Below are 21,441 nucleotides of genomic sequence, written 5' to 3' on the forward strand. Positions count from 1 at the left end.
AACTAACTTCTTTTTTCAGTCGTGGAAATATACATTTGGTAAAATTGCAAATAAAATATTTTTTAGATTGCATGCGCTCACTTTTAGGGTAAATCTACCTTTAAATAGGTAGAGAAGAGGCTTCAATCATAGATCTCACACTCTGATGAAGCAGCATTTTGATTTTTAGGGGAAAGTATCTGAAAGGAATATCTAATGTCTGAGAATAAAGCACATATTATAGTAAATAATAAAAAAATAGAACTTCCTCTGCGTAAAGGTACAAGTGGGCCTGCTGTCATTGAAATTGCTTCTCTCTATAAAGAAACAGATATTTTTACTTACGATCCTGGTTTTACCTCAACTGCTTCTTGTGAATCAAAAATCACTTATATTGATGGAAATGAAGGGCTCTTGCTTTATCGTGGTTATCCTATAGATCAACTGGCTGAAAAAGGAGACTTTCTCGAAAGTTGCTATCTTTTACTCTATGGTGAACTCCCAACAAAACAAGAGAAAAACGACTTTGACCGTTGTATTATGCAGCACACGATGGTTCACGAACAGTTCGCACGTTTTTTTCATGGATTTCGTCGTGACTCGCATCCTATGGCCGTCATGGTCGCATGTCTTGGAGCTATGTCTGCATTTTATCATGACTCTATTGATATTACAGACCCTCAACAGAGAATGATTGCTTCTGTTCGTCTTATCTCAAAGGTTCCAACTCTTGCTGCTATGGCCTATAAATACAGTATCGGGCAAGCATTTGTTTATCCCAAAAATGATCTTAGTTACGCTGCTAATTTTCTTCGTATGTGCTTTTCTGTTCCTTGTGAAGAATATAAAACCAACCCTGTTCTGACTAGAGCAATGGATCGAATCTTTATTCTTCATGCTGATCATGAACAAAATGCTTCTACATCCACAGTACGTCTTGCAGGGTCATCAGGAGCAAATCCATTTGCATGTATAGCAGCAGGTGTCGCATGCCTTTGGGGACCAGCGCATGGCGGAGCCAATGAAGCATGCTTGAAGATGCTACAAGAAATAGGTTCCGTTGAGAGAATTCCTGAATTCATTGCACGTGCAAAAGATAAAAAAGACCCTTTCCGCCTTATGGGTTTTGGTCACCGAGTCTATAAAAATTATGATCCACGTGCAAAAATCATGCAAAAAACCTGTCATGAAGTTTTAAAAGAACTGAACATTCAAGATGATCCACTTCTTGATATCGCTATAGAACTTGAAAAAATTGCTCTGAGTGATGAATATTTTGTAGAGAAAAAATTATATCCCAATGTCGATTTCTATTCTGGTATCACACTAAAAGCTTTAGGCTTTCCAACCGAAATGTTCACTGTTCTTTTTGCATTAGCACGCAGTGTTGGTTGGGTTGCACAGTGGAAAGAAATGATTGAAGATCCTGCTCAAAAGATTGGTCGTCCTCGCCAACTCTATACGGGTTATACCATACGTGAATATGTTCCTATCGATAAACGTATGAATTAAAGAAAAAAACAATCAATAAAGCCTCACTAAACTGAGGTTTTATTGTAAATGGAACTAACACTATTTAAGATGTGTTTTTGCAAACCTAATTTGGGAGCTCTTTTTGATAGCTATCATATTAGCACAAAAATTATGAAGAAAAATTTCTGGTAACTTTTACAGAATAAAAGAAAAAAGTCCAACTTAACATCCTCATTCCATTCAATGAAGTGGCCTTCTATTATTCCATAAAAGGTTTAGAAACACTGTCACACAATCGTACTCAAAAGCAGCCGTATAATTCTGTCTTGCGCTTCTAAAGCATGACAAAAAATTAAAGTGCTCTTTATAACTCTATCCAAATAATTGCTATTTTTCTTTAGAAGATAAGAAATAACATAAAATGCACTCTTAAAGTTTTCCTACGCAAAATAATACATTACCAATGAAATGCTATAGAAAACTCTATTTTATGCCTACGTTCTTCCTATCAAGGATTCCTCTTACTCACCCCCTGTTTTCAACCATTTTTTTTATAAGAAAAAGATCGTATTTATGAGAAAAAAACTTCTTCTAATATCTAAACACCTCACAATTCCATGACGAGAATGATATTTTTTCGTCTTTTCTATAAAAGCTAAAATCTTTTCATGTTTAATTTAAATAATCTTTCTTCAAAGCTAAATCTTATATTCTAGAAAAAATGATGAGAAATCATCTCACAATAAATAATTTATACAACATAATCAATGAGATATTTATTTTTCTCTCTATTGAGTATCTTTATTTGATGAACATTCATTGTAATAATAGCAAAATAAACTAATAATAAATTTTTGCATTGCTCCAGACAAGCTTACAGATTATAAAACACATGACGATCTTATACTCCCCCGCTTATCCAATAGGAGAACATAATGAAATTATTAGCAGTCGCTCTTATAATAAGTGCGACACTGTTTCCCCAATTTGCCCATGCTCAAACACTAAAAATTGCGAGTGATGCTTCCTATCCCCCATTTAGTTACATTGACTCAAATAACGAACTCAAAGGATTTGATATTGATATATCTTATGCACTTTGTAAAAAAATGAATGTTGAATGTACTATCGTTACGCAAGACTTTGAGGGAATGATCCCAGGTCTTCTTGCAAAAAAATATGATGCTATTATTTCTTCTCTTGCTCCAACACAAGAGCGCTTACAAAAAATTGACTTCACAGCCCCTTACTATAACACAGTACTCACTATCATTGTTAGAAAAGATTCAGACATTAAAGAAATCTCGGCAGAAGCTTTTAAGGGAAAAAATCTGGGTGCACAATCAAATTCAACACAGGCGGCCTATGCAGAAGATCATTATGCCTCTGAAGGAGCAAACATTAAACTCTATCCTACAGTCATAGAAGTTACTCGTGATCTTTTAAGTCGTCGTGTTGAAGGAATTATCGTTGATAAAATACACGCTCTAAACTGGCTTAACAATGAAGGAAAAGATTGCTGCCAACTGCTAGGAACTTTGGAAGAAACAAAATTTCCCATTGCCATTGCAATACGTCAAAACAATCATGATTTGAAAAATAAATTCAATGAAGCGATAAAAGCGATCCGTTTAGACGGAACTTATAATAAAATTATGAAAAAATATTTTGCATTCGATATTTACTAAATATCAATACAAACGGAAATTTAAGAGACGATCTATTTCTTAAAAAATATTATCATAACTCTTTATAAATGACGCAAGACAATGATTGAAAAGTTAGAATTTCTGTCATTTTTAAAGGAGATGAATATTCGCATTAATTAAAAGAGCCATCTTTATATATTTTCTTGATATCTAAGGTATCTCACAATATTAATAATGAGAGCAATATTTTATCTTTCTGAGAATTAAATTTTTCATGCTTAAATTCAATAATCTTTTTCAAAGCCAAATCCTGTACTCTTTCAAAAAAATGACGAAAAAAACTTATTATAAATAGAATAACCAGGCAATATGATCAATGAAATAATTATTTTTTTCTGTCTTGAGCAGCCCCATACTTGATAAAATAAATATTATTTTTTGATAATGCTCTTCATCATCATGATAGAAAAACGAATAACAATAAATTTTTGCATTGCTCCTAGAAGAGTTTGCAGATTATAGAATACATGATTATCTTATACTTTCCCGCTTATCCAATAGGAGAACATAATGAAATTATTAGCAGTCGCTCTTATAATAACTGCAACACTGTTCACCCAATCGGCTCATACTCAAACACTAAAAATTGCAAGTGAAGGTTCCTACCCTCCATTTAGCTACATGGACTCAAACAACAAACTCCAAGGTTTTGACGTTGATATATCTTATGCACTTTGTGAAAAAATGAATATTGAATGTACCATCGTTACGCAAGACTTTGAGGGAATGATCCCTGGTCTTCTTGCAAAGAAATACGATGCTATTATTGCTTCTCTTGCTCTCACAGAAGAGCGCTTACAAAGGATTGATTTCACAGCCCCTTATTATAACACAGAACTCGCTCTAATTGTTACAAAAGATTCGGAAATTAAAGAAATATCAGCAGAGGCTTTTAAGGGAAAAAATCTTGGCGTACAATCAAATACAACACAAGCTGCCTATGCAGAAGATCATTATGCCTCTGAAGGAATAAATATTAAGCTCTATCCTACAACAATAGAAGTTAATCGTGATCTTTTAAACCGTCGTGTTGAAGGGATTATCGTAGATAAACTACAAGCATTAAATTGGCTCAAAAATGAAGGAAAAGATTGCTGCAAACTATTGGGAACTCTGGAAGATACAAAATTTCCTATTGCAATTGCCATACGTCAAAATAATAATGGTCTTAAAAATCAGTTTAATAAAGCGTTAAAGGATATCCGTTCGGACGGAACTTATGATAAAATTATAAAAAAATATTTTACATCTGATGTTTATTAAATATCAATCCGGACTAAAATTCGTCAAACTGTTTATTACTAAAAATATTATCTAATTCTTTATAAGGAACACAAGAATGATTGAAAATTTAGCATTGCTATCATTTAGCAATGGTGGATGGGGTATGGTTATACTTTCTAGTGCAGGAATAACATTATCATTGGCTTTGTGCTGCGGGCTTTTAGGACTTCCTTTAGGTCTTCTAGCTGCCGTGATGATTCGCTCTGATATTAAGATAGCGAAAACTATAGCTACCCTCTTTTCATCGGTGTTCCGTGGATTACCAGAGCTGTTAACTCTCTTTTTAGTTTACTATGGCTTACAAAATATTATTCAAATTGTTCTTGATTATTTTAATATTGAAATAATGTTCAGCATCAATGCCTTTGTTGCTGGTGTTTTGGCACTTAGTATGGTTCTTGCAGCCTTTTCTTGTGAAGTTTGGCTTGGAGCATTCAATATATTTGATAAAGGTCAATATGAGGCGGCTAAAACTTTAGGACTTTCACGCTCAACAACGTTTTTTCGTATTGTTTTTCCTCAGCTTATTCAAAATGCTTTACCAGGACTTTCTAATAATTGGCTCACTTTACTTAAAGATACATCCCTCGTGTCAACCATTTCACTTGTTGACCTTATGCGACAAACGAATTTAGCGGTTGCAGCTACCGATAAACCTATGCTGTTTTATCTTGTTGCATGCTTGCTCTATTTGTTATTTTCAGCGTTTTTTTCTGCCATCCTTCATTATTTGGAAAAATATACTCAAGCAGGATATAGAAAGGTACTAGAATGATGATTCCTGAGTGGCTTTATTTCCTTTTTAATCCTGCTCTTTTAAACCGTTATGGCCCAAAATTTATTGAGGGCTTTATTGTTACTATTGAGCTTGTTTCTATAGCTTGTTCTATTGGTTTTGTTCTTGGTATGCTTATCGCATTTGCACGTTTGTCAAAGAATAAGTTGTTTAAATATGTTGCACAGGCTTATGTCTACTTTTTTCGTGGTTCTCCTTTACTCGCTCAACTTTTTCTTTTCTACTACGGGCTTGGTTCAATGAACAACTTCTGGCAACAGATTGGCCTATGGTGGTTTTTTCAAAACGCATGGTATTGTTGTCTTTTTATTTTTGCTCTCAATTCTGCTGCCTATCAATCTGAAATCTTTAAAGGAAGTTTTCTCTCTGTAACAACTGGGCAACGTGAAGCATCCAAAGCATTAGGATTAAGTCGTTTTGTAACATTTTTCAGAATTATTCTACCGCAAGCAATGGTCGTAGCATTACGTCCCCTAGGCAATGAATTAATTTTAATGATAAAATCCAGTGCTATTGCCTCACTCATCACTATTTATGATTTAATGGGAATTGCCAAAATGACGTATTCACGTACATTCGATTTTCAAGTTTACGTTTGGGCAGCTCTTATGTATCTTCTTATTGTTGAGTTCATTCACCGTTTTGTTGTTTTTATCGAATATCGTCTCACCCGATATTTACGGTAAATAAACTGATCAGAAAAAAACTTACCAAATCAAAATGTTAAATCAATAAATTTATTTATCAATGAAAGAATACAACAAGATGAATTTGGAAAATGATAAATCTATCCATACAGCTACACCCGTGATTTCTATTCGGAATTTAAATAAATGGTACGGATATTTTCAAGTACTCTATAATATTAATTTTGATGTCAAAACCGGTGAGCGCATTGTGCTGTGTGGTCCTTCTGGATCAGGTAAATCAACTTTGATCCGGTGTATTAATCAATTAGAAAAAGCTCAAGAAGGTACAATTTGCATCCATAATATTGATATTCATGCTGCTCCCTTATACCAGCAAAAAAATGTTCTCCGTAAAATAGGAATGGTCTTTCAGAACTTTAATTTATTTCCTCATATGAGCGTTATGCAAAACTGTATTTTAGCACCTATGACGGTTCAAGGGCTTTCTAAACAGCAAGCACAAGAACGCGCAATGCATTATCTGACGAATGTTGGCATTGAAAAACATTGTCATAAATATCCTTTACAACTCTCTGGTGGGCAACAACAGCGTGTTGCGATTGCTCGTGCACTTTGTATGGAACCTGAAGTCATGCTTTTTGATGAACCAACCTCAGCTCTTGATCCAGAAAGTGTCGGAGAAGTTTTAGAAGTTATGGTCAAGTTAGCAGATACAGGTATAACAATGCTTTGCGTAACACACGAAATGGGTTTTGCGCGTGAAGTTTCAGAAAGAATTCTCTTTCTGGAAAATGGAAAAATTATTGAAGATACAACTTCTGATGAATTTTTTACCAGTCCTCAAAGCCAACGTGCTCGTGCGTTTCTTGCTAAAATTAAACATTAACCATCAATATTGTTTTACCTGCACAATCCTAAGTGTTTTGTTTTTCGAGAAGACGAATAATTGTTTGGGCACCAATAACTCCTGATGGGACTTCAGTTTTCATTTTCTGTTCCACTATCTCAAAAGCATCAAGTTGTGCTTGTCGTAATAAAGGATTATACAAAAGCTGTTCTATCTGCCTTGCTAACATGCCTGGGTGTAGAAATTCGTTAAAATATTCCGGCATAATAGGCTTATCGACGATAATATTCGGAAGAGCAGCAGTCCATATCGTTATTTTTTGCAAAAAAAATAATTTAGAAAAAAAATCAAGTTTATAGCAATGAACCATGGGAATTTTTGCTAATGCCAATTCCAATGAAACTGTTCCATGTGCAGCAAGTGCAACATCTGCTTGTGCAAAAGCATGCCATTTTTCATCTTCACCAACAACAACTTCTACTGTGTTTTTCCAACTCTGTACAAAATCATGAATTGCATCCTGCAAATATGGTAAAGTTGGTAGAATAATACGTAAATGAGGAATACGTTGAGTAAGAATTTCTACGGCTTCTCGAAAAATCGGCATTAAAGAGCGAATTTCTAAATTGCGTGATCCTGGCAAAAGAACCAACGTAAATGATGATATTTTTTCATCACGCAAGTGTTTTTTTTCGGCTTGACGTTTTTTTTCTTCTTGAACAGCCAAAAGTGGTGGATGTGTCAAAAGAGAATGACCAACATAAGTTGTAGGAGGACCTTCCAAGTCATGCATAACCTTTTCTTCAAAAGGAAAAACCGCTAAAATATGATCAACAAATTTGCGCATAGCCTTAGCACGTTCTGGGCGCCATGCCCAAACAGTTGGTGCAACATATTTAATAATAGGAAGAGAAGGCGCTAAAGCACGCACCTTTTTTGCAACACGATGGGTAAAATCCGGACTGTCAATAATAATTAAACAATCAGGTTTCTCTCGCGCGATAAATTGAGATAAATTGCGAATATGCCGTAACAATAGTGGTAGTTTTTTTAATACTGCCCCTAAACCGATTAAAGAAATATCTTGAGAATCAAAAAAACTTTTAAGGCCTAACGCCTTTAAGTTCCTTCCACCAACACCAATCAAATGAATGTTGCTTCCTGTTTGTTGTGCTAAACAAGAAATCAAATCTGCTCCAAGGAAATCTCCAGATTCCTCACCTGCAATAACAGCAATTTTTAAGAAACAATTATTCATGATTAAACCTTTCAAATGTTTCTATAAACAAGGAATATTTGTTTGCTTTTTCTATTGTTGTTTTTACTGATAATATAAGACTTTTATTGGCTTCCACCGCAATGCCAGACAATCCACTTTTTGCAATATTCATTATTGTTGCTGGCCCAATTGATGGTAAATCAACACGATGATCTTGTTGTGGTTTTGCACATTTAACAAGAACACCACCTTTAGGTGGAATTTGCTCTCTTTTTCGCATTTCATAAACCCGCCGCAGCATATTATCGGTTCCCTCTGCTCCCTCTAGCGCAATCACCCTTCCATTGACAGCTACTGCAGCTTGCCCAATATCTAATTGACCTAACAGCTTTGCGGCTTTTACTGCTAAGAAAATATCTTTTTTTTCCTTTTTCGTAGCCCGCCGTAATGTTAAATCAAATTCTGCTGGTGCTAAAAGATCTGGTACAATTTCATGAGCACCAATCACACGAAAACCATGCGCTTCCACAATGCGTATAAAAGCTTTTAATAATGCATCATCCCCACCTCTCAAAGCACCGATTAACTTAGGAAGAGCTAAAAATGTTGTCCAATCGAGTCGCAATTCTGTAAGAAGTGGTCGCCTTTTCACACCACCTGCCAACACAATATTACAAATTTCAGCTGCTTTTAAGATTTTAATGAGTCTTGCTAACTCCACAATGGACAACTCGCAATGCTCATAGCGACAAAGCACAGAGTTCGCCTCATTCCGCAACAGGACAAGAAAAGGACTTTGTCCGTATTTTTCAAGTGCTTCGGCAACAGTGATAGGTAAAACACCATTTCCTGCTATAATAGCGGTGCGGCCGGAAAGAAAACTTCTGGCACAAGAGACAGGCATTTTTAATCCTTATTTTCTTTTATTATATCACCTTCAAATTTGGGTGTACAATAAAAACGTTTTCCTTCTTCTTTAATAAAATTAACGACATCAACCACAGATTGAGAAGTAGAATAGAAAGTAGAAACATCGCTAACACGCTCTTTAAACGGCTTGCTATGATCAAAAAGCATAGCAACAGCATGGCGTAATGCGTGAATATCTTTACGTTCAAAGCCTGCGCGTTTCATACCAATGATATTTAACCCTGCTAATTTTGCCTGCACACCAACAGCTGTTCCATAGGGAATGAGATCACCCACCAATGCAGATACACCGCCAATAAATGCATGATGCCCAACACGAACAAATTGGTGAACAGCAGCACCACCACCAATAATAACATAATCTCCAACAGTAACATGACCAGCGATCATCACATTATTGGCAAATGTTACATGATTTCCCACATGACAATCATGAGCAATATGCGCATAACAAAAAAACTGACAATAATCACCCACAATAGTCATCCCCACACTCGAATCCGAGCCCCTATGCATTGTTACGCCTTCACGAATCGTACAATTTTTACCAATAGAAAGGGTTGTATGACCTCCCTTATGTTTACTATTTTGCGGCTCTGCTCCTAAGACTGCATGTGAAAATACTTTACTATTAGCACCTAATGTTGTGTCACCCATTATCACAACATGACTCATCAAACTGCATCCATCACCAATAACAGCCTCTGAACTAATATGACAAAACGGCCCAACTTGTACATTCTCACCAAGCTGCGCTCCCTTTTCCACAAGAGCCGTTGGATGAATTTTCGTACCGGACATTATTAAATTCCTATTAATCTCGTTTACTCTTCTTCTATAATCATCGCAGCAATTTCCGCTTCAGCGACGCGAACATCTTCTACTTTTGCAACACACGAAAAACGCCTCATACCAGCTCTCTTTTTTAAAAGTTGAACATAAATCTTGAGCTGATCACCAGGCACAACAGGCTTACGAAATTTCGCATTATCAACAGTCATAAGATAAACCAAATTCGCTTGCGCATTCCCTAATTGTAAAAGTGAAATAGCTCCTGCTGTTTGCGCCATAGCCTCTAAAATCAATACTCCAGGCATGACAGGCTTTGCAGGAAAATGTCCTGTAAAATGTGGCTCGTTAATCGTTACATTTTTAATACCAATAGCTTGTTGTTCACCATCAATATCAATAATACGATCAATCAATAAAAACGGATAACGATGCGGTAATATTGAGAGCAATTTTTCAATATCTACAGCCTCCAAATTTCTCATCTCTCCGCTGTTGATCATATTAGCGTTTCTCCTTTCTCACTTTGCCAATATTACGCAACGCCGCTACTTCTCTAAACCACTGCTTAAATGGACGCGCTGGACTACCTCCCCATTTTTCTCCATCAGGAATGTCATTCATAACACCACTACCAGCAGCAATTTGAACACATTTACCGATTGCAATATGATCTGCGACTCCAACACTTCCGCCAAGTTGAGACATATCACCTATTGATGTACTTCCAGCAACCCCGCATTGCGCAGCAATAAGGCAATAGCGACCAATCTTTACATTGTGTGCAATCTGGACAAGATTATCAATTTTGCTTCCTTCACCAATAATGGTATCTTCAAATGTCCCACGATCAATCGTTGTATTTGCACCGATTTCTACACCATCTTCGATAATCACACGACCCAGTTGTGGAACTTTTTCAATTCCAGAAACACTCCCAACATAACCAAAACCATCTTGCCCAATGCAAACGCCAGGGTAAAGCTGAACTCTATCACCTATTAAAGAATACTGAATTGTTACCTTTGGACCGATATAACAGTCACGCCCAATACGACAATTTTCACCGATAACAGCTGTAGATGAAATAAGAGTTCCAGCACCAATCTCCACATTTCGACCGATAACAGCTCCCGCTTCAATACATACATCATGCGCAAATTTAGCAGTTGGGTGAATATGCGCATACGGAGAAATTTCTCTCAGTCCAAACCACGGCATTGGCTTGACAGAATCCGGAAATAAAATACGCCCAATCTGAGCAAAATCACGCTGTGGTGTAGAGGTAACCAAAATGGCCATAGTTTCAGGAACTTTAAAAACAACTTCATTCGTACAAAAAACGGCTACAGCAGAACTCCCTATTAGAGCATCAGAAAACTTTCGATTCTCTACGAACACAAGAGATCCCTCCACCGCACTCTCAAGTGAAGAAAGAGTATTGATCACTGTATTAGAAAACTTTGGATTAAGAAGTTTTGCCCCTGTCAACTCCGCAACATTAGCAACCGTCAATCGCCGGGACGGCGTAAAAAAAAATGTATCCGCCATCAAAACACTTTCTCTCCCAGCCTAATCCATTTTCTCCAATTTTGCCTCTAAAGAAAATTCAAATCAGAATTTTGTAGAAATACCAAAATTTAATTTCTGCAAACGATCACCTTCCTGTTTCTTTATCGGCCAAGCATAATCAAAACGCAAAGGACCAAACGGTGAATCCCACATTAAACTCACACCAGCAGACGAACGCCAAGCACTTTTCGTATGTGTAACGAGGGGTTCACTTTCAAAAACAGGTCGATAATTATTTCCATAGAGTGTTGCAACATCTGCAAATAAAGCGCCGCGCAATCCTAACCCTTCAGGAAAAACAGGTATAGGAAACTGTACTTCAGCAGTCGCATTCATATATGTCGTCCCGCCTAGGAAATAAACCTCACCCTTATTGGAAACCTGACGCGGACCTATTCCATTGTATTTGAAGCCTCGAATCATATCAGAATTTATTTTAAACATATCAAAGATACGAACACCATCTTTGCCTATTTCGTGAATATAGCCCCCACCAAAGGAAAATAAACCAACAAGATCCATCTGTTCAGACAATGTTTTATACATCATTGCTTTACCAGTTGTCTTTAAGAATTTTGCACGCCCGCCAAGTCCCGCATACTCTTGAGTAACACGCGCGTACCATCCATCATGAGGATTTTTCATATCGTCAATAGTATTATAGGTAAAACCATAACTAATTGATGAGCGCTTCCAAGGGCTTTGTTTTGCTGCTTGAACAATCGCACCAGAATACTTTCCATATAGTTCTCTTATGTCTGACTCTTTATTTAAGTCATACTCTTTACCAAAATCATATTCTTCCTGAACATAAGAATAAGCCAAATTAGCAGATAATTGATCATTAATGGGGACTGAGAATCGAAGTGATCCACCGGTTTGGCGTACATCATATGCCTTATCAGCACGATAAGTACTACGGAAAATATCAACACCTGCAGACAAACGATATCCCAAGAAATAAGGATCAACAAACGACAAATTGTAATTACGGGATTTTTCTTGCCCAGCACCTAATCCTAAACGAACATACTGACCTCGTCCTCCAAGATTGCGTTCGGTAACAGACACTTCAAGAGACATACCAGGACTTGTACCACCCGTTGTGTATCCACCAGACAAAGAAAGATCTCCTGTTGGAGCCTCAACAACATCTATCACTAAGGTAACCTGATCAGACTGATCTGTAGGAACCATTGAAATATTAACGGCTTTAAAAAAACCTAAATTTTCTAAACGACGTTTTGCCCGCTGCACTAAAGTTTGATTGTAGGCATCTCCCTCATTTAAATCAATCTCACGACGAATGACATAGTCGCGTGTCTTGTCATTACCACGTATTTCAATACGTTGAATATAAGCGCGTTGTCCCTGTTCAATGTTATATGAGATCGAAATTGTATGATTTGCTAAATTACGATTGCCCCGTGGCTCAACTTTAGCAAAAGCATATCCCGAATCAGCAGCTTTATTATTGATAATTGCAACAGACTGTTCAATATCTTCTGCGCTGTAAATATCACCCGACCGAGTTTTAAGAAGCCCCTTTACCTTTTGAACATCAATCCCATCAATATCGCTTTCAATCTGAATATCACTAATTTTATAGCGAACACCCTCATCAAGAACAAAATAAATTTTATATGTATTACTTGCTTGATCAAAAGTTGCTTGAGAAGAAATAACACGAAAATCAGCATAGCCACGATTATAATAAAAGCGACGAAGCGCTTCTTCATCAGCAGCTAAACGTTCTTCACTATAAACATCCCCCCCCAAAAGCATTGAGAACATTCCCGAAGACTTTGTTGAAATCACATCACGCAAACGGCGACTTGCAAAAGCATGATTCCCTTTAAAAACAATGTCTCCAATCTTTGTTTTTCGTCCTTCAACGACATTAAACACCACATTTACACGTCCTTTCCCCAAGTTAATGGTCTGAACTGTAACAGCGACATTATTACGACCAACAGTTTTATAAGCTTCACGAATCGTATTAACATCCGCTGAAAGCTTAGCAGAACTGAAAGGTTCATTCGGCTTTAAAGAAATAAATCGTTTAAGATCAGCATCTTTAAGAGATTTATTTCCCTGAAATAACACCTGATTAACTATTTCATATTCCTTGACAAAAACCACCAGTTTATCGCTAACCTGATTTATTTTCACATCATAAAATAAGCCTAGTCCAAAAAGACGCTTCACCGCAGCATCAACATCGCCACTAGAAAAACTCTGCCCAGCTTTAATGCCTATATTGTCTCGAACGGCCTGCGCGCTTACAAATTTATTCCCGCGAACCTCAACAGAACGGACCACAGATGCCTGTACTTCTCCAATCATCGCAATTGACATAAAGGCTACTGCAGGAGCGATCACTCTCATACCTAATACCAATACAGATGCTGCATTTAAAAACTTCGAATTCATACTCATTGGCTTTTTTACCTTACTCTTATTCCCTGGACATGATGCCTCAAAAAGCGAACCGCCATAATAATTCTTTTTTCACAGCGAGACTTTATTATCCCTTAATTACTGATTATAGCAAACGATGCCACAATATTTTGCGGACATGGTAAACGACCTTCAATTTATTCTCTCTATTATTACCCAATTTATGAAATGTTTTCCATAATTTAATTAATTAAACCAACAAAAATAATCATTAAAGATCGCAAAGGTCATAAAGAGGAGGAGAACAAAAAAACCTAACCGAAAAATAATCTCTTGAATTTTAGTAGATACCGATCTTCCCGTAATGACCTCAAATACGTGAAATACCAAGTGCCCACCATCAAGTGGCGGAATTGGAAAAAGGTTAATAAGTCCAATACTTATTGAAAGAAAAGCCATAAAATTCAACAAAGAAACAAAACCTGTTTCACTTAATTTCCAAGCAATTTTAGCAATCCTTGAAGGCCCACTTATTCCACAGTGATCTTCTTTTCCCCCTATTAAACGACTTATAAAAAAAATTGTTTGGGTAACAATAAATGTGGTACGTTCTATCGATTTTCTTACAGCTTTTACAAAACCATAACGAATATGTTTTATATAAGCTGGATCTAAACGCGTAGGATTATCAGGATCAATGGGAGCGCCTATACCTATTATGTTACCTTGAGTCCTATTACCAAATCTGTCATTTTGTTCGATTACTTTGGGTGTAATTACCGTCGTAAACACACGCCCCATGCGCTCTATTTTAAATTCTATAGGATTTTTACCATACAAAGTCACATAGTTCATCAAATCTTCAAAACTTTCAACTTTGCGACCATCCATTTCAATAAAACGATCACCTAATCTTAAATCTGCCTGAAAAGCAGGAGAATCTTTTACCAAAGACCCAACAACCGGCTCAATGGCAACACGACCATGAATAAAGAAAAAAAATGTTAAAATCACAATGGCGAAAAGAAAATTGAATAAGGGACCAGCAAAAATCGTGAGAGCTCTCTTCCAAGCATGCGCATTAGCCAATGAACCCTCAACTGTCGGAGAGGACTGGAATGATGACACATCATCCCCATCCCCAACAAATTTCACATAGCCTCCTAAGGGTATAAGCGCTAAACGCCACCGTGTACCACGCTTGTCTGTATAGCCTAATATTGGGGGACCAAACCCAAGCGAAAAAGCAGACGCCTTAATACCGCACCACCGACCAATAAGATAATGCCCCATTTCGTGCACAAAAATAATCATCATAACAATAAAAAAAATACTCAAACTTCTTAAAAGCAAGTCACCCACGGTGAATATATGATTTAAAAGTTCCAAAATATCTCCTCCTCATTAAATCATACAAAAGAGATTAAAGGGTGTATCCATATCAGACATAAACGAACCAATTAAGTAAAGAAGAACCGCAGCCCCTACCAAGCCATCCATACGGTCCATAAACCCACCGTGACCAGGTAATAATGAACTGGAATCTTTAACAGAAAAGTGTCTTTTGAACCATGATTGCCCTAAATCACTCAATTGCGAAAAAATGGATAAAATAAGTACAAGAAACGGTACAAAAAAGCTCGTTAAATTTACCTCGAAAAAACAAAAAGCAACCAATATACCGCCAGAAAATCCAACAAACGTACCACCAATTGCTCCTGCCCATGTCTTATTAGGAGAAAATTTGGGGGCTAATTTAGGTCCACCAACTGTACGTCCGCTAAAATAACCGGCAATATCTGTTCCCCATACTATCGTAAACAAAAAGATAACAACCTGAAAACCTAACGTTTCATATCCTCGTAAAAAGGATAAAGCCACAACTGGAAAAGATGCATATAAAAAACCAAAAAAAACCCAACCACTCTTTTCTATGGGCCCAATAGCTAACACTGTTGCCAAAACTATCAAAAGACAAAAAATGAATAAAGCTGATACACCCGAAAGTAAAAAAACGCCAAAAACCAAATAAAAAATACTTGCTAATATTTTTTGTGAGCCCCGCCATTTCTCTCTAGTGATACTAATCCATTCATAAAGAATAAAACTACCGATAACCCATACAAACAAAAAAAATAAAGTTCCTCCAAACCACGTCAAAGATAAAGCAATAATACCAAAAACAAAAGCAGTCAGAATACGATAAATAAGATTAGACAAAACAACATCCAAATAATAAGAAAGACAAATTTAAAAATTGGCATATGCAAGAAACTTTACTACACAGCATGTCTATATTCATACCTTTGCATTTTTTCTACAATTTATCATAAACAACCCAATATACCAAGATGGCACTTTAAGAGCAATAATCAGTGAAAATAGGCAAAAAAAGTAAGTCTCAAGATCAATCTTTAAAATATGTTTTCAAAAATGACAATCAACCTTTAGAATAAGAATCCGCTGCTATGTATGTCAATTTTAATAGAGGTCTGCTATTTTTTTGCATAAAAGCATTTTTCTAACAAATTACACGTCATCTAAAAACAAATCGCTTAAAACAACGATTGCGCCAATACTATCGTATCTCTCATAATGAAAAGCAATAATCAACGCATTACTCTTTGTGCTACCTCTTTTCCAAAGCCTTCTACAGAAGATCTGAAAACCTCCAATCATGAAAACACTTTCATAAGACAATGTAATAAAAATCTTTATTACATTGTCTGATTCAAGGAAGTGTATCAGTAGAAGACTTCATGCAACGCACAAATAAAGAATTTTAAATATCTACCACTTCAAAGCAATCTTATCTTTACAGTATATAATTGCGCCCCCCCCTGTGCTGCTATCAACGACATACAAGCTTCTCTTTTCTTACCTATCAAAAGATATTACACGACAGTAAAGAGATAGTTTTTTTAAGTCGCCTTAAACGTGCATAATTTCAGTTTCCTTCACAGCTAAAATTTTATCAATATCAGCAATCGTCTCATCTGTAAGTTTCTGAACTTTATCAGACAAGCCATGGGCTTCATCTTGACCAATTTCACCTTCTTTTTCTAGTTTTTTTAAATTATCCATACCATCTCGGCGCACATGACGGGTAGCAACACGAGCTTGTTCTGCATATTGATGTGCAATTTTTACAAGTTCTTTACGACGCTCTTCATTTAATTCAGGTAAAGGAATACGTAAATTCGTACCGTCAGTGATGGGATTTAAACCAAGTCCAGAATCACGAATAGCACGTTCCACAGCTCCTACCATCGTTTTATCCCACACAGAGACTGAAAGCATCCGCGGTTCTGGAACAGAAATATTTGCAACTTGATTTATATGTACAACAGAACCATAAGCCTCAACTGTTAACGGCTCTAATAAACTGGTAGAGGCGCGTCCAGTCCGCAAACCACCTAATTCATGTTTAAAAGCGGAAATAGCACCATCCATGCGGCGTTTCAGATCGTCCATAATCGATGCAACATTCATATCTCTGTCTCCTTCAATTATGCTTTGAAGCTTACTCTTATTCTGATACTATTGTAAACCGTCCCGTTCCATTTAATACCTTAGCTAAACCACCTTTTTCATGAATAGAATACACAATAATTGGTACATTATTCTCGCGTGCTAAAGTAACGGCCGTTGTATCCATAACAGATAACCCCCATTGTAGAATTTCAACATGTGTCAATTGATCAAAACGCTTAGCTGTAGGATCTATTTTGGGATCTGCAGAATAAATACCATCTACTTGTGTCCCTTTTAAAAGAACATCTGCACCAATTTCTGCAGCGCGTAAAGTCGCAGCAGAATCAGTGGTAAAAAATGGATTACCCGTACCACCAGCAAAAATAACAACCTTCCCTTGATTCATATAACCTATCGCTTTACGTTGTGAAAAACTTTCACAAATTTGCGGCATGGCAATCGCAGACAACACAACCGTTTCAATCCCTAATTTTGTCAATGATGTTCGCAATGCTAAAGAATTAATAGCAGTTGCAAGCATTCCCATGTGATCACCCGTCACACGATCCCCCCCATGTGAAGCGACAGCAACTCCACGGAAAATGTTTCCCCCACCTATAACAATAGCAACTTCCACCTTCATCGCCCGCACTTCAGCAATATCAGAGGCAATACGATCTGCAACGGAAACATCAATTCCAAAGCTCTGCCCCCCCATAAGGGCTTCACCAGAAACCTTTAAAAGGATACGCTTATATTTTGGTGTTAATATCATTGATAATCTCCCCAAAAGCACATTTATTTTGCTTTCGACATATTAAGGGCACCACATTATTCCGTGACGCCCTCTCCATAATCATATTTTTATATCAGTGTTTATAATCGATACTATAATTTAAAACCTCTAATACGCATTTTAAAGAGCTAACCCTTTGCAGCTGCTGCAACTTCTGCAGCAAAATCAGTCTCCTCTTTTTCTACCCCCTCTCCTAGTGCAAAACGGACAAAGCCTGTTATTTTTGCTGGCGCACCAATTGATTTTTCAGCATCCCTTAAAGCGGCTTCAACAGTCATATCAGGATTCATAACAAAAGCCTGATAAAGTAAAACAACCTCTTCAAAAAACTTACGCATACGTCCTTCCACCATTTTCTCAATGATATTTTCAGGTTTTCCAGATTGACGCGCTTGATCTGAAAAAATCGCTTTTTCACGCTCAATAGCGCTAGCATCAACATCTTCAGCTGTTAGCGCCAATGGATTAGTTGCAGCAATATGCATTGCAACTTGCCGACCAAAAGCTGCAGCAGCCTCCTTATTCCCTGTAGTCTCAATAGCAACCAAAACACCAAGCTTACCAAGACCATCAGCGACACTATTATGTATATAAGTAGCAACAACACCATTCTCAACAGAGAGTTTAGCAGAGCGCCGAAATGTCATATTCTCGCCAATGGTACCAATCGCATCTTTAATTGTAGTCTCCACATTCTTATCAGAACCAGGGTAAAGAGACGCAGAAACAGAATCAACACCACCCTGGACACCTAAAGCAGCGGTTGCTACATTGCGCACTATGTCTTGGAAGACATCGTTACGCGCTACAAAATCTGTTTCAGAATTAATTTCAACCAAAACTGCACTTGAATCTTTTGATGCAATTCCAATTAATCCCTCAGCAGCCGTACGACCAGCTTTTTTATCTGCTTTGGCTATCCCCTTTTTACGAAGCCAATCAACAGCAGCTTCCATATCACCATTGGTCTCTGCCAATGCTGTCTTACAGTCCATCATACCAGCGCCTGATAATTCCCGAAGTTCTTTCACTTGTGCAGCAGTAATGCTCATGTCTTCCTCTTTATTCTGTAATGATGAAAGCGCGCTAAAAGAAAATTCTACGCACGCTTATAACCTTTTCTTTAGAAAACAACCATCTCAAACGGGCGTTTTAAATACTACTCGGAAACTGGAACCTCATTCTCCAAAACGGATTCCACAGGCGTATCAGCTTGAGCTCCCAAATCAATACCCATTGCCCCTTGTTGACGTGCAATACCATCAAGAGCTGCACGAGCAAAAAGATCGCAATAAAGAGAAATTGCACGCGACGCATCATCATTACCCGGAATCGGATAGGTAACGTTATCAGGATCGCAGTTGGTATCAATAATAGCAATAACCGGGATGCCTAAACGTTTCGCTTCTTGGAGCGCGATATTCTCTTTATTCGTATCGATAACAAATATAAGATCCGGAACAGATCCCATATCCTTAATACCACCAAGTGCACGATTAAGTTTTTCACGATCTCGTTCAAGATTTAAACGTTCTTTTTTGGTAAACCCCTGTGCTTCAGCAGCGAGAATTTTATCCAGCTTACGCAAACGGTGTATCGAATGGGAAATCGTTTTCCAGTTTGTGAGCATGCCACCAAGCCAACGCGCATTAACATAATATTGTGCCGAACGATTCGCAGCATCAGCAATAATCTCAGATGCCTGTCTTTTAGTGCCAACAAAAAGAATGCGGCCACCACGCGCAACGGTATCTGAAACAAGTTTAAGTGCTTGATGCAAAAGAGGAACAGTCTGAGCAAGATCAATAATATGAATATTATTACGCTGACCGTAAATATAGGGAGTCATCTTTGGGTTCCAGCGATGTGTCTGGTGACCAAAGTGAACACCTGCTTCCAAAAGCTGGTGCATAGTAAAATCTGGTAGTGCCATAATTTATCCTTTCCGGTTTAACCTCCGCGGAAAAAGTAGGTGAACCCTACTACCGGCGGACGCTTACTCTTCTTTCTAGTAAACACCCAAACTCCGCGTGTGGAATAATGTAAACATACTAATATTTGATTCTTTTTCAAGCTATTTTCTACAACTCTTTAATTTTCACATTGATTAAAATCCTTTCCAGTCTCAAGGAATTCAAGACTGTTCAACTTAGCACGCACCGCAAAAGTCCCATAATCGATACGAAGATCATGCATAACACCATTTTCATATAAGAGAAAACTGGTACGATAGACTGGCAAACCATCTTTTTTTTCCATATCATCAAAATAAGAAATTGTAACAGGCCAAGACTCCTCTTCATCCAATTTTCCCATTTTTTTTGTTTCAGCATCAGAGTGCGGCAGCGTCTTTTCTCCAATAACAATACTTTCTTTAATCACTTTGTCTGCTTTATCTGTTCCATCAAATACAGTAACATTATAAAAATGGCGTCCTGTTTTTGCATTACGTATAATATTCTTTAGTTGCATAATTGGAAACTCAGCAACTGCAAGTTTATATTCTTTTTCCTTTGGCTTTTTTAGTTTCACCATAATGCCATCTTGAATCCGCTCAGCTACTCCTTCGGTGCGATGTACAATCTCTTGTCCGACTTGATCTGTAACATTAAAATGAAATGTACGACTATCACCCGTTTCATAACTCGTCGTTTGTTGATCCGTTAAACGCACTGGCATATCTTCCATATGGGTACGGCTGATAAAACGAAAACGTGTGGTATAGCCCTGACATGCTGAACCCGTTAGCTCGTAAACCATTCGCCCCGTCATCCCCGAAATTGTCATTTCATGAGAAACACTATCAAGCTGAAAATCATAAATCGCTCGGTGAGGTGCAATAAAAATAGACTCTTCAGCTCTCGCAGTACATAAAAAAACAACATATAAAATTATTATAAATAACGATCTGATCATTCCCAACTTCCAATTCTATCCCCGTTGCATAACATCATACAATAAGGCAAAAAAGGCTCGCTTCTTAATTAACCACACATTTCCTTAAATCAAAAAATAGTTTATGCAATGGATATATTCGTTAGAAAGCTATGGAGTTAAAATTATGACCAATGCCATTGAAATCTACCTTAAAGAACGAGGAATGACTCTTCCTCAAGCAGCACAACCCATTGCCAATTACGTAACCACCTCACAAAGCGGTAACCAACTTTTTATTTCTGGACAACTCCCTCTTGTTGATGGAAAACCAATAGCAATCGGTAAAGTTGGTACAACCGTTAATGCCGAACAAGCAACAAAAGCAGCCGAAGTTTGTGCACTCAACATTCTTGCACAAATCAAGGCAGCTCTCGGTGATTTAACGAAAATAAAACGCGTGATAAAAATCACCGTTTTTGTTGCTGTAGATCCTTATTTTACTGATATTCCTCTTATCGCCAATGGAGCTTCTGATTTACTTGTCAATATTCTTGGTGAATCTGGAAAGCATGTCCGTTCTGCTATAGGTGTTGCCTCTCTTCCTATGAATGTTCCCGTAGAAGTTGAAGCTATCATAGAAGTCTAA

Annotated in this window: 20 protein-coding genes; 7 read left to right on the forward strand and 13 right to left on the reverse strand. The window is 37.3% G+C overall.

The window, feature by feature from the left end:
* The first annotated feature begins 195 nt into the window (after positions 1–195).
* The 6 genes from gltA to PVV68_RS03905 all read left to right on the forward strand — a co-directional run bounded on the left by gltA (position 196) and on the right by PVV68_RS03905 (position 6,777).
* A complete protein-coding gene (gene gltA / locus PVV68_RS03880; RefSeq protein ID WP_273720354.1) occupies positions 196–1,491 on the forward strand; it encodes a citrate synthase in 1,296 nt (431 codons plus the stop codon).
* An 896-nt stretch (positions 1,492–2,387) separates the two neighbouring features.
* Positions 2,388–3,140: a transporter substrate-binding domain-containing protein gene (locus PVV68_RS03885; protein ID WP_273720353.1), complete on the forward strand. Its 753-nt coding sequence runs from the start codon at positions 2,388–2,390 to the stop codon at positions 3,138–3,140.
* 531 nt (positions 3,141–3,671) lie between these two features.
* Positions 3,672–4,424 (forward strand): transporter substrate-binding domain-containing protein, encoded by a 753-nt coding sequence (locus PVV68_RS03890; protein ID WP_273720352.1) that lies wholly within the window; start codon positions 3,672–3,674, stop codon positions 4,422–4,424.
* Between the two features lie 76 nt (positions 4,425–4,500).
* Complete coding sequence (locus PVV68_RS03895; protein WP_273720350.1) at positions 4,501–5,220, forward strand: ABC transporter permease; 720 nt, start codon at positions 4,501–4,503, stop codon at positions 5,218–5,220.
* Entirely contained in the window at positions 5,220–5,927 is a 708-nt protein-coding gene (locus PVV68_RS03900) for an ABC transporter permease (protein WP_273720457.1), read from the forward strand. The genes PVV68_RS03895 and PVV68_RS03900 overlap by 1 nt, the downstream gene beginning before the upstream one ends.
* 79 nt (positions 5,928–6,006) lie before the next feature.
* Complete coding sequence (locus tag PVV68_RS03905; protein WP_273720349.1) at positions 6,007–6,777, forward strand: amino acid ABC transporter ATP-binding protein; 771 nt, start codon at positions 6,007–6,009, stop codon at positions 6,775–6,777.
* Between the two features lie 28 nt (positions 6,778–6,805).
* On the opposite strand, the gene lpxB is transcribed toward PVV68_RS03905, so the two are convergent.
* The 13 genes from lpxB to PVV68_RS03970 form a co-directional block, all read right to left on the reverse strand.
* On the reverse strand, positions 6,806–7,996 hold the full coding sequence (gene lpxB, locus PVV68_RS03910) for a lipid-A-disaccharide synthase (protein ID WP_273720347.1): 1,191 nt from the start codon (positions 7,994–7,996) through the stop codon (positions 6,806–6,808).
* Positions 7,989–8,861, reverse strand: a complete 873-nt coding sequence (locus tag PVV68_RS03915; RefSeq protein ID WP_273720345.1) for an LpxI family protein — start codon at positions 8,859–8,861, stop codon at positions 7,989–7,991. The genes lpxB and PVV68_RS03915 overlap by 8 nt, the downstream gene beginning before the upstream one ends.
* 2 nt (positions 8,862–8,863) lie before the next feature.
* On the reverse strand, positions 8,864–9,688 hold the full coding sequence (gene lpxA / locus PVV68_RS03920; protein ID WP_273720343.1) for an acyl-ACP--UDP-N-acetylglucosamine O-acyltransferase: 825 nt from the start codon (positions 9,686–9,688) through the stop codon (positions 8,864–8,866).
* A 23-nt stretch (positions 9,689–9,711) separates the two neighbouring features.
* The gene (fabZ, locus tag PVV68_RS03925) at positions 9,712–10,179 is read right to left on the reverse strand and encodes a 3-hydroxyacyl-ACP dehydratase FabZ (protein WP_273720341.1); all 468 of its coding nucleotides are present in this window, start codon (positions 10,177–10,179) and stop codon (positions 9,712–9,714) included.
* A gap of 1 nt (position 10,180) precedes the next feature.
* Positions 10,181–11,227: a UDP-3-O-(3-hydroxymyristoyl)glucosamine N-acyltransferase gene (gene lpxD, locus PVV68_RS03930; protein ID WP_273720340.1), complete on the reverse strand. Its 1,047-nt coding sequence runs from the start codon at positions 11,225–11,227 to the stop codon at positions 10,181–10,183.
* A 63-nt stretch (positions 11,228–11,290) separates the two neighbouring features.
* Positions 11,291–13,687 (reverse strand): outer membrane protein assembly factor BamA, encoded by a 2,397-nt coding sequence (gene bamA, locus PVV68_RS03935; protein ID WP_273720338.1) that lies wholly within the window; start codon positions 13,685–13,687, stop codon positions 11,291–11,293.
* A gap of 207 nt (positions 13,688–13,894) precedes the next feature.
* Positions 13,895–15,037, reverse strand: a complete 1,143-nt coding sequence (gene rseP, locus PVV68_RS03940) for an RIP metalloprotease RseP (RefSeq protein WP_273720335.1) — start codon at positions 15,035–15,037, stop codon at positions 13,895–13,897.
* A gap of 15 nt (positions 15,038–15,052) precedes the next feature.
* Positions 15,053–15,868 carry a phosphatidate cytidylyltransferase gene (locus PVV68_RS03945; protein ID WP_273720334.1) on the reverse strand — a complete coding sequence of 272 codons (816 nt, stop codon included), beginning with the start codon at positions 15,866–15,868 and terminating at the stop codon, positions 15,053–15,055.
* A gap of 711 nt (positions 15,869–16,579) precedes the next feature.
* Positions 16,580–17,140, reverse strand: coding sequence for a ribosome recycling factor (gene frr, locus PVV68_RS03950; RefSeq protein ID WP_273720333.1), 561 nt, complete (start codon positions 17,138–17,140; stop codon positions 16,580–16,582).
* 37 nt (positions 17,141–17,177) lie between these two features.
* Positions 17,178–17,897, reverse strand: a complete 720-nt coding sequence (gene pyrH / locus PVV68_RS03955) for a UMP kinase (RefSeq protein ID WP_273720332.1) — start codon at positions 17,895–17,897, stop codon at positions 17,178–17,180.
* A 149-nt stretch (positions 17,898–18,046) separates the two neighbouring features.
* On the reverse strand, positions 18,047–18,970 hold the full coding sequence (gene tsf / locus PVV68_RS03960) for a translation elongation factor Ts (protein WP_273720330.1): 924 nt from the start codon (positions 18,968–18,970) through the stop codon (positions 18,047–18,049).
* Between the two features lie 107 nt (positions 18,971–19,077).
* Positions 19,078–19,851 (reverse strand): 30S ribosomal protein S2, encoded by a 774-nt coding sequence (rpsB, locus tag PVV68_RS03965; RefSeq protein ID WP_273720329.1) that lies wholly within the window; start codon positions 19,849–19,851, stop codon positions 19,078–19,080.
* 158 nt (positions 19,852–20,009) lie between these two features.
* Positions 20,010–20,834, reverse strand: a complete 825-nt coding sequence (locus PVV68_RS03970) for a cell envelope integrity EipB family protein (RefSeq protein ID WP_273720327.1) — start codon at positions 20,832–20,834, stop codon at positions 20,010–20,012.
* 145 nt (positions 20,835–20,979) lie between these two features.
* On the opposite strand from PVV68_RS03970, the gene PVV68_RS03975 reads away from it, so the two are divergent.
* Positions 20,980–21,441, forward strand: a complete 462-nt coding sequence (locus PVV68_RS03975) for a RidA family protein (RefSeq protein ID WP_273720325.1) — start codon at positions 20,980–20,982, stop codon at positions 21,439–21,441.

It is taken from the genome of Bartonella sp. ML69XJBT, assembly GCF_028618515.1.
Taxonomy (GTDB): domain Bacteria; phylum Pseudomonadota; class Alphaproteobacteria; order Rhizobiales; family Rhizobiaceae; genus Bartonella.